The organism is Paenibacillus sp. KS1, assembly GCF_001680695.1.
In the GTDB taxonomy this organism is placed as follows: domain Bacteria; phylum Bacillota; class Bacilli; order Paenibacillales; family Paenibacillaceae; genus Paenibacillus_B; species Paenibacillus_B suaedae.
The window spans coordinates 25,453-41,918 of record NZ_MAIS01000013.1 but is presented as its reverse complement, the minus strand read 5'-3'; the positions used below and the strand labels follow the sequence as shown (position 1 = coordinate 41,918).

Sequence of the window (16,466 nt, the reverse complement as noted above, 5' to 3'; positions counted from 1 at the left end):
TTGTAATACACCTAAGAATAGTCACTATTTTAGTTATAAAGGAAGGTAATACTGTGATAAAGGTTGATAACTTATCTTTCTCATTCCCGCAAAAAGAACTATATAAAAACATTTCATTTACGCTTGAAGAGGCACAACATTGCGCTTTTATAGGAACGAGTGGCAATGGGAAAAGTACATTAATAGATATACTGATGGATCCAGAAAGATATTTGTTCGAGGGCAAATTAGAAGTTGACCCGACTTGCAAAATTGGGTATGTAAGTCAATTCCCTCAACAAGACAAAACGAAAGAAACAACAGTTTTTGAATATATAGCGGAAGAATTTATTAAGATACAAAATGAAATAACATCTATTTGTACAGAGATGGAAACATCATCGGATATTGATTCATTATTAGAAAAGTATCAATTAGCTTTAGACGCATTTGATTCAATCGGTGGGGATGATTTTGAAAGCAAAATTAATAAGAAACTAAATCTAGCGAACCTCATGAAGCTAAAAGATGTTAGGGTATCCGATCTGAGTGGTGGGGAATTCAAACTTATTCAAGTGATGAAGGAAATGCTTAGTAGTCCAGACTTAATGATTATGGACGAACCCGATGTATTTTTAGATTTTGAAAACCTAAATGCGCTCAGAAATCTTATTAATTCTCACAAAGGAATGCTGCTAGTTGTTACGCACAACCGATATCTATTGAATCATTGTTTCAACAAAATTATACACCTTGAAAATAAAGAGATCCAAGAGTTTGATGGGCGTTATATTGATTATAACTTCTCATTACTTCAGACTAAAATTGAGTTACAAGAACTCACAATCGCTGAAGATGAAGAAATCGAGAGAAATGAGAATATTATCAATAATCTTAGAGCTATCGCTACTGTTAATGCAGATGCATCTAGAGGGAGAGCACTAAAAGCCAGAGTTAAGTTTCAAGAAAGATTGGAAGCACGTAGAATTAAATCGCCATTTGTTGATATGAAGCAACCGAATATTCGTTTTGATGTGGATCATGAACTGGAAGATACCGTTGTTGTAAATGTTAATAATTATCGTGTTGCCTTTGATGAGCTGCTGCTAGACCATGTTAACTTTGAGATAAAATCTACGGATAAAGTAGCCATTATTGGTTCAAATGGTACCGGGAAAACGACTTTACTCCGAGATATCTTTAACAATAATCATGATTCCATTGAAATAAATGCGGATGCTAAAGTGGCTTATCTATCTCAGATTCAAGGCGAAATGCTAAAGGATTCTAATACAATACTCGAAGAATTCATCGATGCTGGGTTTAACACGTATGATGAGATTAGATCGTATATTTCTGGCTATGGGTTTGAAGGAGAAATCGTTAATCAGAAGATAGAATCTCTATCTGGTGGAGAAAAAAATACGCTTCAATTGGCCAAAGTTGCTGCCAGTAAAGCAAACGTATTGCTTCTAGATGAACCGACAAGCCATTTAGACACCTATTCACAAATCGCATTGGAGAAAGCCATTGAAGACTATAAAGGTGCGATACTCATGATTTCTCATGATTTCTATTCTGTTGTAAATGGTATGGATTATGTTCTAATCATTGACGATAAGACGATAAGAAAAATGAGTATGCGTAAATTTAGACAGATGATTTATGCTAGTCATTTTAATAAAGACTATTTAGAAGCTGAACAAAATAAAAAAGCAGTTGGAATGAAAATAGAATTGGCTTTAAAAAATGCTGATTTTGAATCTGCAAAAGTATTGGTTGATGAGCTGGAAGAGCTGATTAAGTTGCTTTAAAATACACCCCTCTTATTGAAAAGGAGACCCTCGAAAAAGGGGTCTTTGTACTAGGTCAAGAATATGATATATGCAACATTCTGGATTTGATTCATGGAAGGGGCGTCAATGATCATAGAACTGTCGGTTGGATAGTCTTTACTTCAGCTTCCATAGGGCAGGGACGTAAGAAGGATCCCAGCCTTGCAAATTCCGGTGTGATATTTGGAGGTAACTGCTCACATAGCGCGATAAGCCCATTGCCTTTTCTTCCTTGAAACTATGTATCTTACCATCGAACTTCCTGCATGGAATAGACAGGTATGTCCATAATAGATAGAATATAACCTAGACTCGAGAATAAGCCGAACCGGAAATAACAATGACGCAGAAGAGAGAGTGAATGTTCATGATACAAATAACGATTCCGACACCGGATGTCACGATTTACAAACAGATTGCTCCTAAATTAAGCCATATATACGGGTTTACGGATTTCATTCTGATTCCTAGAGATAAAGCAGGGATCTTTATGTTCTACAATGATAAGGATGAACTCCTATTCGTCGGCAAGGCGCGGAAGCTAAGACCTCGGATCAAGAAGCATTTCGAGGATACTGTGTCGGTCATTAAAGAGAATCGGGAGGAAGTGACCAAGATCGAGGTTTGTTTGGTCGAGGATCCCGTCCATAGAGAAATATACGAGACGTACATTATTAACGAATATAAGGCTAAGTACAATGTAGATAAGGTGTTATACAAATAATAGATAGAGCTCCTATCGCCCAAGGAGCCATAAAATGATAAGATAGCGCAAAAATGCCTTTAATCCGCTGAATGTGGATTAAAGGCATTTTGATATATGTGCCGAGCTACATGTGTAAGTTGGTTACCCCTCATAAAAATTGATTAGTTGTTCACCTTGAAATTCACTTCTGGGTACTTGGCGGCCAGATCTTGCAGTGCAGAATCGTCTTTCCCTTTTAAATACCGATCGAAGAAGGCAACACTGAATTCGTTCACGATGCGGTGATCCCGCCGTGGGTTTTCGTCGCTGAGGCCAAGCAGGGGAGAGAATAACGCAAGATCGGTGTAGCTTGCATGCTTTGAACCTGGAATAAGGATCGATATCCCTCCGCCTGCCAGAGCATAGCCCGATTTTTGGATATATTCTTTCCTCGGTGCTTCGAACGCTTCACGGCTTACCCCACCTAACTGTTTGGCGACATCATCGTAAGAAATCATTACATTGCTGTACGTCTCGTCTGAATACATCATGAAGAAAGGCTTTCCGAATCCTTTGTCCGAAACTGGCGGACCATAAAACCCTCCATCCATACTAAGGGCAGCCTTCACACGAGAATCATTCTTTAACATTTGCACCGTAACGGCTCCACCGAATGAATGTCCAAGCATGCCGATTCGTTCAAGATCGATTCTACCTGTAAATCGACCTGCAGTATCCTTCTGATTGAACTTCTCCACTTGATTGAGCACAAACGCAGCGTCGCTGGTCCAAAGCGGGATATGCCCCTCATACTGAGCAATCGAAGTCAAGTTGGGGTCGGTTCTACTCACGGCGACTCTTCCGTCAGGGTAAACGGAGGCGGCAGCTTCGTAGGCATAATCGATAGCTATAACGATGTAGCCGTGGCTGGCCAGCTCCTCTAGCTGGTACATATTCTGATTGCGATACCCGTTCATCCCATGGGAGAAAATCAGAACTGGATACAGGCTCTCGGAGTCCGAGAGCCTCGCCTCCACCAAAGCATGCGTTTTGATCAACCCTAGATGGCTTAGCACAAAAGCCGGAAGACCCATCATTTTGCTTGATATGGCATTCGTCATCTTAGACGCGTTCCATAGATAAGGGCTCCTCTCTTCCCCGCCACCTTTGGCGGCCGGATACCAAATTTGCGCCATTAGCTCGCGCCTATCAGCAGTGTTATCCGAATATGTTTCTCGCCGCTCATCGTCAACCCAATGATAAACCGTCGTTCCGACCGCATAGGGTCCTGTTGGTTCTTCAAACGAGAATACCGGTAGCACCGCTGGTGGCGTAACCGAGACCAACAAATATACGGTCAATAGCATCGCTTGAACGGTAACAGCAATCCGGCTTCTGCCGGCTTCCTTCCTCTTGATAACGAAGAAATAAGCCATCAATAAGAGTGGCGTCAAGTAGGCCGGAACCATCTCCCACCGTCCACCTTCCACGACAATCTGCACAATTACCAAAGCGAAGGCGATCCCTAAAGGGATGAACAATCCCCGTCCGCCTTTCTTGTTCGCGATTACCGCCCAGTACAACAGGCCAAAATTAACCACTATCAAGCCTATTTCCCAAAACCTCATGTCGATCTTCCTCCCTTTACCACAAATATAAACTTGTTCCAGCTTACAAAGAAATTATAAAGATGAAAGGGGGAATATTATAAATTTTTTATGAATTTCGTGGGCAGACATTGCAAACGCACCGAAATTAAGAGGAATGGAACGTAGGTTTTTGGGCGGAGGATCTCACAAACGGATAATTTGCAGTTTAATGATCAGAACTATGCATGGAATTTATCCATTTCTATGTAAATTTCCTTAACAACATTTCAATCCTCCCAGCAACTAACTGGAATCTCAGATCAATCTATACAGGCTATGAAGAAGGTTGCCGAATCTGTGCAGAAAGTATCGGATGGGACAGCTTCACAAAAGAGAACGACAGTGGAAGCGGCAACTGCAATGAATGAGATGGCGATTGGGATTACACGAGTTGCGGAAGAGCATGGTCGTGGGTTTAGCGTAGTTGCACAAGAGATAGGAGAGCTTGCTGAAGAAACATCAAGCTCTGGGAGATCCATTTCTGACCTATTGATTGATATTCGATCTCTTGTCGGAGAAACGGTATCTGCTATGGATTCGATACAAATCGAGACGAATATGGGTATGGAATCTATTGAACGAACGAAGGAAGGAGACCATTGATTGCATTCTTAGTGAGGTTAAGCTTGTAAGTGAACAAATTCAGGATGTATCCGCCACCACGGAGGAAATGTCAGCTGGAATGGAGGAAGTAGCGGCTTCTATTGCAGATGTATCCGATATTTCTCATCGTACATCGAATGAAGCTGAGATAATGGCTACAGGTACAGCATAACAACTAGTTTCCGCGGAAAAAATCCAAATTTCTGCCCAAGAGTTAAGGGATATGTCACAGCAATTGCAAAATGAATTAAGCAAATTTGTATTGTGCAATGATGTTATAAGACCTGACTTTAGGTGATGAGAATTTCTACATTTGTCGTATCATTTCAAAGCTCCATGCATGGCGGTCGAAAAGTGGCGGGGTCGTTGATATTATTGCTCTTTATTTTTGCCAGAGTAACACTTCCGCTTCGCCTACAATATGATGAGTCTAGAGAAATCTAAAGAGGTGAGCAAATGGCAGTCGTAAAAGCCAGGCAACAGGATATTGATATGTTGGCAAGGTTGCTTCGAGCTGAAGCTGAGACCGAAGGCGAACAGGGCATGCTCCTTGTTGGAAATGTTGGTATTAACCGTGTAAGAGCGAATTGCTCTGATTTTAAAGGCATCCGGACAATTCCCCAAATGATCAATCAGCCGCATGCGTTTGAAGCTTTGCAACATGGGTTGTACTATCAAAACGCAAGAGATAGGGAACGCCGTCTGGCGCGACGGGCTGTGAATGGGGAGCGGAGCTGGCCAGCCAAATTCTCCCTATGGTATTTCCGTCCAGGAACGTTCGAAAATCCCGGGCCATGTCCGGACACTTGGTATAATCAGCCGCTCGCAGGACGATGGAAGAAGCACTGTTTCTATGAACCGACTGCGGAAGAATGTGAAGAAGTATATAACACGTTTTAGTTCACAAGAGGGTGTCCTGAAGTCCTAAAATGACGGAGAGACATCCTCTTTTTTTATAAGGGAATGAATCTTGCGCATTTCCAGAATCCAGGTAAAAAGTAGGTGGATTCAGGACAAGCGATCATTATAATGAAATTAAGATACAAGGTAAAAATGAACTCAAGAGACCAAAGTTGTCATGTAATCAAGGGTAGAAGAAAGGATGACGGAAGTGCCAATTCATAATCAAGCTCGCCTTTCTGCTTCTGTTAGAGAAGACGGTAGTTATCCCATTGACCTGACGGGTCCTCGTAGCCACACGCTTGTTACTCGGCCCGGTGTGGGGAGCCTATCTATCGGACCGCTGGAATTGGGAAAAAGGGTAGACCTTCACGTCGCGCCAGACGCGAGAATCGATTGGACCGTATTCGATGCCTTTTCTACGCCAGCGGGTTCGCCCTGGCCGCGATTTTTGTACTATTCAGGCAGTGACGCGGGCTTCTTGGACTGGGCGCAGACACGCCCTATTGAAGAGATGACGTGGGCCCCCATTCTGTCTGCAGATATGGAGGTGGACGCCAGCAAGTCCGTTATGCATAGCTTACATATCGAGCTGAGCCAGTCCGGAGGGTGTCTGAGCTTGAAGCTTCCGAAGGGATCTTTCCGCCTGAACGTGTCCGGCGATCTATTACGTTTATCGGCCACTGGAAATATGACTTATTCTCTGACACTAGCGCCGCGCACCGGTCGACGCAGGAATGATCCTCCTTTCACCCTGCCCAACATCGGTGAATTGCATCAGGTGACGAGCCTAACGCTGCAAAACAAGCCGCTGGGACAGCCCATCTCGCTGGACTGTTTAGACAAGTTCCCCAACCTTGACTCACTGAGTTTGTGGGGGAACTTCTGCGACATGGACTTGTTAGCTCGTCATGCTCAGTTAACGAATCTGGAGCTGCGCTTCATGCCTGATTTGGAGGACTTGCCTTCCTTGGACATGTGGCCGTTGCTTGACAGTTTTATCGCCTACAATGTGGAGGAGGCCGCGGGCAAGCGCCTAAGGCAGCAAATGAAAACACGCGCCAAAACACGCCCATGGGCTGGCTATGCTTCAGTGAGCCAATTGCGAAAGCCTGAGTGGTGGGCGAGCGAATATGGCCGACCATTCTCGTCTTGGCCTAAACGTCTGGCCAAACTGGCTAACGAAGCTTACAACGCTGCACAGGCATCCTTGGCGAAGGCTCGCAGCCTTGCCGATGCCGAGGCAGCCATTACTGCTTTCACCGTGCGCTTCAATACCCTCAAAGGCATCGAAACAACCGAAAGGGAAGACCTTGGCGAAGCAGTAGGGCAACTCAGCCAGTCCGACCACCAGATTGGCCAGCCTATAACGGAGGAGATGGCCGGGCGCTGGTTCGATGCAGCTCGCGATTACTGATTAAAAGGAGATCGTGAACGGGCAGTGAACAGCATTGACTGGGAAGGGGATTACCTATGAAGGATGCCATCCCTCAAGTAGATTGATTTACTTCTGGGACAGCCTCCTTTTATCTGGTCGAGTCAGACCGCTAATCAAGCATCCTGTTCCTGTTACAACTTAAACTGCTCCGTTTACTAATTTTGTGAGACGAAGAAATTCTCCGACTTCGGAAACATAGACATCTGCAGTCGAATTGTCGGGGAATATGCATTGTACTCTAATAGGATTCATCCCTTCCTTTTTATATATCATATATCCGATTCGGTACGGGGACTTGTTGAGATGGTGAATTGAGGATTTGTACAGTCGCACTTTGCCATCCTGAACTCTGTCAACTATAAAGGGTACCCAAATGGGTGCCCTTATATTTCGTACTATAGATTTTACGGAGAAGCGTTTCATAAGTAGGGGGTATTCCAATACATTTTACCCCTTACGGAACATGATAGATTCCTACACTTGGAGGTACCCATGAGAGAATTTGAGCAATTAACGAGTGTCGAATCGGCAAATGAATTTATAAGGAGCCATCGATTATCGTTTCTCTATATCACCATGACAGGCTGCAGTGTGTGTCATGGATTGCAGCCGCAGGTACAGAAATTATTGGCGAAATACCCGGATATCCAACTGGGGACGATCAATGCACAAGAAGTTCCGGCGGTTGCCGGGAGCTTTTCTGTCTTCACCGCGCCTGTTCTATTGCTTTATGTGGAGGGGAGAGAATATATACGTGAAGCAAGAATCGTGCATATGGATCTGCTAGACGAAAAAATTCGCAAAATCTATGACTTAGTGACGGGACAATCCTCTGATGAAACCATGAAATGAGCGGTTTGGATTCATAAATACCAATATTTACACTTGTTGATTCCAATTTATTTATTTATAATAGTGACAATTTAATAAGATACCTTTAATTCAGTCCCGTGAGGCTGACAAGGACAGCGGAATGTATGATCTATATAGGGATACGTGTGTATATGCGCGTGTACCTATTGTTACCTATGATCGTAAACGGCTTATTGTCAGGGCAACTGGGCAATAAGCCTTTTTTATTGCTCCTGAAAGCCATCGATCATTCCCGCCTGTTCCATCTTGAGCATACTCGGTATCTAGACGATCTGGAGGATGGATAATGGAAAAAGTGGATTTGGAATTCTCATTGCAACCTGTACCACAAGCACATCGGAATGGATTTTGGAAAATACTCGCCGTGATGCTTGGATTTACGTTCTTCTCGGCAAGCATGTGGTCAGGCGGAGCGTTAGGGAACGGCTTAACGTTCAGCGCTTTTATCGGAATTGTACTGGCAGGGAATTTGATTTTGGGCGTTTATACAGGAGCGCTGGCTTATATTGCGGCCAAGACGGGTTTATCGACTCACTTGCTGACGAAATATGCGTTTGGCACGAAAGGTTCCTATTTATCTTCAGGATTGCTAGGTTTTACGCAGGTAGGTTGGTTTGGTGTAGGCGTGGCGATGTTCGCAGTCCCGGTTCAGAAAGTAACTGGAATGAACGTGTATGTCCTGATTGCGATTGCAGGAATCCTAATGACGGTGACCGCGATCTATGGAATTAAAGCATTGGCGATACTCGGCATCGTAGCTGTACCGTCGATTGCGATATTAGGAAGCTATTCAGTCTTCGAAGCGACCTCAACAGCAGGCGGATTGCAAGGATTAATGAATTATCAGCCGAAGGAAATGATGGGTCTTGCTACAGCATTGACCGTCTGTATCGGTTCCTTCATCAGTGGTGGTACGCTAACACCGGATTTTGCACGATTTGCAAAAACAACTCGATCAGCGGTTGTATCGACAGTCATTGCCTTCTTCCTTGGAAATTCGTTGATGTTTCTATTTGGAGCAGTAGGCGCGATTGTATATGGAAAAGCGGATATCTCAGATGTTATGTTTTTGCAAGGTTTGATTATGCCGGCTATCATTGTGCTAGGGTTAAATATTTGGACGACGAATGAAAATGCGCTGTATGCATCCAGTCTGGGCTTCGCCAATATACGAAGCTGCCTAAGAATATCATTGTTGTCTTTAATGGAGCAGTAGGTACGATCATGGCGATGTGGCTGTACAATAACTTCGTAGGCTTCTTGACGGTACTTGGTTCAATTTTGCCGTCGATTGGCGCGATTCTGCTAGCGGACTTCTATATCCTGCATCGCGGCTCCTATAAGAAATTCGAAGAAATGAGCTTCAAATCCGTGAACTGGATTGCGATATTGGCATGGATCGGTGGTATTCTGATTGCTCAGTTCGTCCCTGGCATCCCGCCTATTAATGGCTTGATTGGTACAGCTGTGCTGTATGTTATAGGTATGAAGTGTTTCCCGGAAAAACAGTTTAACGTAAACGAGAAAAGGGGAATGAGCAGTGATTATTCAACAAGCGAAGCTTAGAGGTCGCGAAGGTTTATGGAATATCGAGATTGTAGATGGAGCATTCAAGACGATTACCCAAAGTTCGCTTCCCACAGAAGGACATGAGGTCATTGATGTAAAAGGGAGCTTGGTGCTTCCTCCTTTTATTGAGCCGCATATTCATTTAGACACAACCCTAACAGCAGGGGAGCCAGAGTGGAATCAGAGCGGTACGCTATTTGAAGGCATCCAGCGCTGGTCGCAGCGGAAGGAAACTCTTTCAGTTGAGGATGTCAAAACGAGAGCGAAGACTGCGCTTAAGTGGCAAATCGCTCAGGGCATCCAGCATGTGAGAACCCATGTGGATGTGACAGACCCTACTCTAGTAGCGCTTAAGGCGATGCTGGAAGTGAAGGAGGAGATGTCTCCTTATGTGGATCTTCAGCTTGTTGCTTTTCCACAAGAGGGTATTCTTTCGTATCCAAATGGAGTAGAACTGCTTGAAGAAGCGATGAAAATGGGGGCCGATGTGGTAGGCGGCATTCCGCATTTCGAGTTTACACGCGAATATGGCGTAGATTCGATGAGAATCGTATTTGATATCGCCGAAAAATATGATCGTCTTGTCGATATCCATTGCGATGAAATTGACGATGAGCAGTCCAGATTCGTTGAGGTAGTGGCCAAGGAAGCTTATGAACGCGGTATTGGCGCACGTACAACGGCCAGCCATACCACAGCGATGGGCTCCTATAATGATGCATATGCGTACAAGCTGTTCCGTCTGCTGAAGATGTCGGGGATCAATTTTGTATCCAATCCACTTGTGAACATTCATTTGCAAGGGCGTTTTGATACGTATCCGAAGCGTAGAGGCTTAACACGGGTAAAAGAGCTTCAAGAAGCAGGACTTAATGTGTGCTTTGGTCATGATGATATCTTTGACCCATGGTATCCGCTTGGGACAGGCAATATGCTTCAAGTTCTGCATATGGGTATTCATGCTTCACAGCTTATGGGCTATGAGCAGATCGTGAACAGCATCGATATGATTACGAAGAACAGCGCAACTACGCTGCAAATTGAGGATAAATACGGAATTGAGGCAGGGAAGCCAGCCAACTTTATCGTATTGAATGCGGAGAATGAGTATGAGGCCATTCGCAAGCAGGCTGCGGTACAATATTCGTTCCGTAACGGTAAGATCATTGCCGAGACAAAACCGAGCGAGACATGCGTGAAGCTGGGTAGTGCGAGTGAGATTGTTACGTTTCAAAAGTAAAATAAGAGGCAGGCCTTAGGGTCTGCTTCTTTTTTTATTTTTACAATTTGTTTAATAGAGTTCGAGCCCCCATCCTACTATCTAAAAATCGGTTGAATTTCTATTCCTTAATATCGTTTAAGGGCTTTATTATATATGCAAATGACGATGTTCGTATCCAAAACATGGTATGATCTTGCTAATAGCAATTCTGTTCATATAGATAGCAATTTGCTTATTAAAAGGAACAAAAATACATTAGGAGAGTGACACAGGGGCGGAATATTTGACAGACCTTCCTATCTCCGTTGTTCATTTGCGCCGGATTTTCAAATTCGCTTTCGGCGTACCACTACAAAGTTATATCCGCTCTCGCAAGCTGGCCGCCAGCTTGGAGGCAATTGATGCAAACCGAGAGGAGAATCCTCGACATTGCAATTGAATGCGGTTATGAGCACGAGCAAACTTACATACGCGCGTTTAAACGGGAGTATGGGCTTACCCCTGGTGAATGCAGATTATCCGGTAGAAACATTCACGTAATCGCTCCCCTTCGTCTGTTTCCAGAAAACAATGCCTGCGGAAATGTGGTGTACGTGCCGGAGATGGTTATGATTCCGTCCTTCCATTTAATCGGGCAATTGCATCAAATTGAGATCGACGTAGCACCGACAGAAGCACCCCAGGGTGCCAAGCAGTTCTGGTGGAACAAGCGGCATGAAGTACCTAACTCCGTAGAACCCAATATCTATTACGGTCTAACGAGGGTACCTGATCCATCATTGAATTGGACGTATTATCTACCGTCGATGCGTGTACCGAATCTGGACGATATTCCGGAGGGTTTTTCAGGGGATACCTTCCCTGCTTCCTTATGTGTCGGATTTCGCTATATTAGGAATCACCATTATGAGGAGCTTAATGAACCACGCGCAGAGGCGATGTATCATGCCATTGGCAGGCTTGCCAGGGAGCATGAAGGGAAATATGAACTTTTGAATTGCGAAGTATTCTTCGGGAAAGTGGATACAAATGTATATGATGGACAGTATTGTCAAATTGAATAGTTTGCGCCTTTCAAATGAGGAACAGCTAACATGATCAAAAAAGTCTATTGAGCGTGACGCAATTTTGGTAGTTTATATAGTAATAATAAATAGATGTTTGTACGAAAGGGAGAGATAGTTATAAATTATAACGAAGTTGTTGCAATCGGAGATACCTATTTACTTACAGTAGTATCAGAGTTGTTCGAATTAGAAGGCTATGAATTCCAGCTGATTCCGGCACATGATGGAGGACGAAATGTCGTTTATACCTGTGAAAAAGAGGGCGAGGGCGCAAAAATACTCCGGATCTCTTTCATACCTGACAGGAACCGGGACGATTATCTGACCGAAGTATGTAAGGTATTTATTTGAGCATGGTGGCAGTGTCTCAAATGTAATCAGCTCCCGAAAGGGGCTTCTGCTGGAAGAGATCACCCCCAATAACCACATCTTTTTGTCTGCTTGTTCGAAAAGGCAAAGGGAAAATGCTTGTGGAAAATAATTATCGGTATCGGGAAGGAGTCCCTATTTCCGAATATTTTTATAACTGCGGTAAAGTCCTGGGGAAACTGCACCAAATATCGAAAGGGTATACTCCTGTCCATCGCCGGTATAGCTTCTTCATACCTTAGAAGGATTGGAAAGAGGCCATATGACTTACGGTATGATCCATTTTGATTACAACGATGGGAATTATTCAATAGATTTTGATACCGGGCAAATTACCGTATATGATTTCGATAATTCTTGTTTCGGTTGGTATATATATGACCTAGCAGAACTCTGGACACATGGGGTGGGCTGGATACAATTTGAACCAGACGCCGATAAACGTAAGAAGTTTATGGATGATTATTTTGAAATCGTTCTTGCGGGTTACAGATCCGAGACCAATCTCGAAGATTCGATGTTGGATAAGTTGCCTTTATTTATTCAGGTAACCCTCATGGAGGGTATTGTAGATACATTCGAGGTAATGCGGAACAACGGCGAAGAGCCGGAGTATGATGAGGAGTTGTCATTTCGCATAAAATGTATGGAGGACGATATCCCGTATAGGGGATTCTCTCATGAAATTTACTCTTGTGAAGAGCCTTTTGAATATAAGGAACGAAATATATAGTTTTTTTGTTTATTCAGGCATCAATTTTCGCTTCGCCATAGCATATCAAGCTATCCTATAGACACAGCCATAACATAAGTAGGATGCGTCTTTGAAGGTTCGATATTCTGGTAAATCAATAAAATAAAATTCAGTATATTTTTTTACCTTTTTTAACGGATTCATATTTTTTAAATGAAGATGAAACATCATTGTAATATAATACAAGGGGAATGTTTATTTTAACTCAAATAGCCGTGAAATGGGGGGACTCAACTGCTACTTTCGAGATTTATAGGCGCTTATTAGCCTCCTTGTCTCACCGACGTAGTGCAGACGGTGGATAAAATTAATAATAGAGAATTAATATTTACTATTTTTTTTCTATTAATTTATAACTTAGGAGGGAGACAGAATGAAGATAATAACTTTTTTTAATAATAAGGGTGGAGTAGGCAAGACAACGACGGTTGTTAACCTAGCTAGCTACTTGAAAAAGCAATTTAACCAAGAAATATTACTAATTGATTTAGATCCACAGTCAAATTCCACTCAATTAATAGTCCCAGAAGAAAATTGGGCTGATTTTTATTCGGATGAAGCATTTAGGCCTACTATAATGAGTTACTTTGGAGATATGGATGAAGGAAATATTGCATTAGAGAATATAGATGTACCAATTAAAAGTTACGAAAATAAGTACAAGCTGGATATGATACCAGGTCACCCTAACTTATCTATAATTGATGACAAACTTAGTCGTAGTTGGAATAATATGTTTGCCAAAGAGAAGGGAGATCTAAGAATTGTAAATTGGCTTAACCAGCTAAGAAGCATGTTCAATAGTTACGACTATATTTTTATAGATGTGGGCCCCTCGTTAGGAGCATTAAATAGAAGTATTCTTCTAAATTCAGATTATTTCTTGTCCCCTATGGGCTCAGACATCTTCAGTGTTATCGGTGTTGAGAATATCGGGAGTTGGATAGAAAGGTGGCGTACAGATTATAATACGGCTCTTGCAGCTTTTAATAGTGGTTATGGAAAGGAGTCCATGTTGCAATTTGGTGAAAAATATGCCATTAATTTAAACCCACAATCGACTTCAAGCTTTATTGGCTACTCCGTCCAACAGTACTCAAAAAGGAAATTTAAAGGTAAAGTAAGGCCTGTACAGGCATACGAAAATATTATAGCCAAGATGCATAATAAAATTTACGAAAGCCTTGGAAGTCTATTGCCACCAAGTGTCAATAAAGAGGATATGAAGATAGGAGATATTCCTTATGTCTATAGTATAGTCCCCTTATCACAAACATCTAACTGTCCAATATTTGAACTGGATTATCAATCTGGTTTAAGGGGGAATCAAAGTAGTAGTGTTGAGGAATATACGAGATATTTAGACAACATAGCAAAAAACTTGTTGAAGAATTTAGGTGATTTATAATGGCGAGAACTAAGAACATCAATTGGCCTAGTAAATTGATTGAAGAAATTGCTTATAGGAGATGTGTATTGTTTTTAGGATCTGGAGTATCAGCAACCGCTGTTAACGAGCAAGGTGAATCACCAAAAACTTGGGGTGATTTTATAACTTTAATTCAAAATTTAATGAGAAGCCCTTCTAGGGACGATATAAAATTTGTTAAAAGTATGATATCCCAGGAGAATTATCTACTTGCTCTGCAAGCTATTTATGATTTGAGTGACTCAGGTGAATACGCAGATTTTTTGAAGAGGAATTTTGGTAGGGGGAATTACGAAGCTTCAGCTGTACATAGATATATTAAAGAAATTGATAGTAAAATAGTTATAACTACAAATTTCGACAAGATTTACGAGAACCTATGTAATGAGGATTACTATGTAAAGTATGACTATCAAAAAACTAAATCTATTATAAACAATATTAAATCACCTGAAAATATAATTATAAAAGCGCACGGAACAATTGATGATACAGACGACATTATTTTTACTTCTCAACAGTACTATAATAGTCAGGAAAAATATCCTGAATTCTATAACTTACTACACTCTTTATTTACAACGCATACAGTCTTGTTTTTAGGATATAGTTTGAGTGATCCAGATATAAACTTAATTCTACAGAACTGCAGAACTACTTCTAGTCCAGCGTCACCACATTATATGGTTTTGAAGCAAGGGACCTCAAGACATAGAATTAAACATTGGGAAAATACCTATAATGTTAAATGCCTAGAATTTGGACCTACTTATACTGAATTTACTCCCAATATTGAGGAATTAAAAAATCAAGTATTAGCATTACGTGAGGAGAGACAGTTACCGTAAGTGTATACGTTAAAAACTCTTAGATTGTTTCAATGTAACATAAGGAGCACCCCAAGATGAGTGCTCCTTATAATCTGTTAAGATAACCAGTAACCATTTTTAGTTCTTATTTTTTTCATTTCCTCTGTAAAGAGTTGGTTTTTGGAATCTTGAATTTGCTGAATTAATAGGGAAGGGAATTCAAGGTTTTTAAATCTGTCTTCTATAATGTCGATTGGTCCTATTTCTGTTCCTATCCAGCGTCTTTTAAGAATTTCACTTACTACGTAAGTAGTACCACTCCCACCAAAAGGATCAAATACCATATCCCCTTTTTTTGTCGATAGGCTTATGATTCTCTCTAATAGGTTAAGCGGCAATTCATTACTAGTACGATTTTTATATTTTTTGTGTCTAACTGGAGAGATATCTCTCCAAACATCTGTGAGGCTGATCCCTTCAGTGTTTAATTTATTTTTATATCCCCCATAATCCTTTATATCCCCGCCACAATGACGGCAAATTTCTAATGGTAGTCTTTCTTGATTAAAACTAGTAGGTTTATCACCTTTTACATAATAAAGAAGTGAATAATGAGACGGATAAAGCTTGTTAGGGATTGGTAAACTATATTTAATATCAACAGCTATCCAATGTCGTAAATTTAAGTACTTATTCAAGATTTCAGCGGTATACGTATTCCATGAAGGTAAGTTCCAAATAAATAAGGATCCACCTTTTTTAAGAATTCTAATACTCTCAGTAATCCATTTTTCAGACCAGTTTAAATAACTGGTTTTGCTTAATCCATCATTAACACCAGATTCATATTCTTTTTTTAAGTTAAAAGGTGGATCTGCGAAAATTAAGTCCACAGATTCATCAGGTAAACTATCCATAATTTCAAGACAATCGGCTTTATAAAGCTTACCTAAAGATGTACTGAACTGGGCATGTGGAAGTTCCCTTTTAACGTTTGTCTCTTTAGCAGCAGGGTTGCAAATTGAGGAAATTTCCTTAACATTTTTTTGTAGGTAACTTAATATCTCGGAGTCGATATGACCTAAACGTATTTTAAGTTCAAGTTCTGTAAGATCTTGATTATAATTTAGTATTTTTTTAATTATGTTGTAATCCGGATAAATGCAATTATCATTATAATAAGCAAGTTCAGTAACACTAACACCAATTTCTTTGGCAAATATCCTAGCATCTTCTCGGTTATTCAAGTTTAATATAGAAAAAAGATCCTCTTTCATTTTACTCC

Annotated in this window: 13 protein-coding genes and 2 pseudogenes; 13 read left to right on the top strand and 2 right to left on the bottom strand. The window is 41.4% G+C overall.

The annotated features are described in order from the left end of the window. Nucleotides 1–53 precede the first annotated feature (53 nt). Together BBG47_RS06615 and BBG47_RS06610 are read left to right on the top strand one after the other, a co-directional pair. Entirely contained in the window at nt 54–1,793 is a 1,740-nt protein-coding gene (locus tag BBG47_RS06615; RefSeq protein ID WP_065291087.1) for an ABC-F family ATP-binding cassette domain-containing protein, read from the top strand. 388 nt (nt 1,794–2,181) lie between these two features. Then, nucleotides 2,182–2,538 carry a nucleotide excision repair endonuclease gene (locus tag BBG47_RS06610; protein WP_028533249.1) on the top strand — a complete coding sequence of 119 codons (357 nt, stop codon included), beginning with the start codon at nt 2,182–2,184 and terminating at the stop codon, nt 2,536–2,538. Between the two features lie 143 nt (nt 2,539–2,681). Here BBG47_RS06610 and BBG47_RS06605 read toward each other — a convergent pair whose 3' ends face one another. Then, nucleotides 2,682–4,127 carry an alpha/beta hydrolase family protein gene (locus BBG47_RS06605; protein WP_065291063.1) on the bottom strand — a complete coding sequence of 482 codons (1,446 nt, stop codon included), beginning with the start codon at nt 4,125–4,127 and terminating at the stop codon, nt 2,682–2,684. Nucleotides 4,128–4,445: 318 nt separating this feature from the next. On the opposite strand from BBG47_RS06605, the gene BBG47_RS06600 reads away from it, so the two are divergent. The 11 genes and pseudogenes from BBG47_RS06600 (at nt 4,446) to BBG47_RS06545 (ending at nt 15,220) form a co-directional block, all read left to right on the top strand. Beyond that, nucleotides 4,446–4,751 (top strand): methyl-accepting chemotaxis protein, encoded by a 306-nt coding sequence (locus tag BBG47_RS06600; RefSeq protein WP_065291062.1) that lies wholly within the window; start codon nt 4,446–4,448, stop codon nt 4,749–4,751. Beyond that, entirely contained in the window at nt 4,723–4,923 is a 201-nt protein-coding gene (locus tag BBG47_RS06595) for a hypothetical protein (protein ID WP_065291061.1), read from the top strand. Before BBG47_RS06600 ends, BBG47_RS06595 begins: the two co-directional genes overlap by 29 nt. 284 nt (nt 4,924–5,207) lie before the next feature. Next, nucleotides 5,208–5,651, top strand: coding sequence for a cell wall hydrolase (locus BBG47_RS06590; protein ID WP_065291060.1), 444 nt, complete (start codon nt 5,208–5,210; stop codon nt 5,649–5,651). A gap of 211 nt (nt 5,652–5,862) precedes the next feature. Continuing rightward, a complete protein-coding gene (locus tag BBG47_RS06585; RefSeq protein WP_065291086.1) occupies nt 5,863–7,068 on the top strand; it encodes a hypothetical protein in 1,206 nt (401 codons plus the stop codon). Nucleotides 7,069–7,581: 513 nt separating this feature from the next. Next, nucleotides 7,582–7,941, top strand: a complete 360-nt coding sequence (locus BBG47_RS06575) for a thioredoxin family protein (protein ID WP_065291058.1) — start codon at nt 7,582–7,584, stop codon at nt 7,939–7,941. A 307-nt stretch (nt 7,942–8,248) separates the two neighbouring features. Beyond that, nucleotides 8,249–9,528: pseudogene (codB, locus tag BBG47_RS06570) on the top strand (cytosine permease). Beyond that, a complete protein-coding gene (locus BBG47_RS06565; protein ID WP_065291057.1) occupies nt 9,503–10,771 on the top strand; it encodes a cytosine deaminase in 1,269 nt (422 codons plus the stop codon). Before codB ends, BBG47_RS06565 begins: the two are co-directional and overlap by 26 nt. 287 nt (nt 10,772–11,058) lie before the next feature. Continuing rightward, nucleotides 11,059–11,817, top strand: coding sequence for a helix-turn-helix domain-containing protein (locus BBG47_RS06560; protein ID WP_368072435.1), 759 nt, complete (start codon nt 11,059–11,061; stop codon nt 11,815–11,817). Nucleotides 11,818–11,910: 93 nt separating this feature from the next. Then, nucleotides 11,911–12,922: pseudogene (locus BBG47_RS31375) on the top strand (phosphotransferase enzyme family protein). 394 nt (nt 12,923–13,316) lie between these two features. Continuing rightward, a complete protein-coding gene (locus BBG47_RS06550; RefSeq protein WP_065291055.1) occupies nt 13,317–14,351 on the top strand; it encodes a ParA family protein in 1,035 nt (344 codons plus the stop codon). After that, on the top strand, nt 14,351–15,220 hold the full coding sequence (locus BBG47_RS06545; protein WP_065291054.1) for an SIR2 family NAD-dependent protein deacylase: 870 nt from the start codon (nt 14,351–14,353) through the stop codon (nt 15,218–15,220). Before BBG47_RS06550 ends, BBG47_RS06545 begins: the two co-directional genes overlap by 1 nt. Nucleotides 15,221–15,297: 77 nt before the next feature. Here BBG47_RS06545 and BBG47_RS06540 read toward each other — a convergent pair whose 3' ends face one another. Next, entirely contained in the window at nt 15,298–16,458 is a 1,161-nt protein-coding gene (locus BBG47_RS06540; protein WP_065291053.1) for a DNA-methyltransferase, read from the bottom strand. Nucleotides 16,459–16,466: the final 8 nt, after the last annotated feature.

Bases quoted from the DNA above. Each gene is read 5' to 3' on its own strand.
- BBG47_RS06605 (WP_065291063.1), bottom strand. From the start codon at position 4,127: ATGAGGTTTTGGGAAATAGGCTTGATAGTGGTTAATTTTGGCCTGTTG.
- BBG47_RS06575 (WP_065291058.1), top strand. From the start codon at position 7,582: ATGAGAGAATTTGAGCAATTAACGAGTGTCGAATCGGCAAATGAATTT.
- BBG47_RS06550 (WP_065291055.1), top strand. From the start codon at position 13,317: ATGAAGATAATAACTTTTTTTAATAATAAGGGTGGAGTAGGCAAGACA.
- BBG47_RS06610 (WP_028533249.1), top strand. From the start codon at position 2,182: ATGATACAAATAACGATTCCGACACCGGATGTCACGATTTACAAACAG.
- BBG47_RS06590 (WP_065291060.1), top strand. From the start codon at position 5,208: ATGGCAGTCGTAAAAGCCAGGCAACAGGATATTGATATGTTGGCAAGG.
- BBG47_RS06540 (WP_065291053.1), bottom strand. From the start codon at position 16,458: ATGAAAGAGGATCTTTTTTCTATATTAAACTTGAATAACCGAGAAGAT.
- BBG47_RS06545 (WP_065291054.1), top strand. From the start codon at position 14,351: ATGGCGAGAACTAAGAACATCAATTGGCCTAGTAAATTGATTGAAGAA.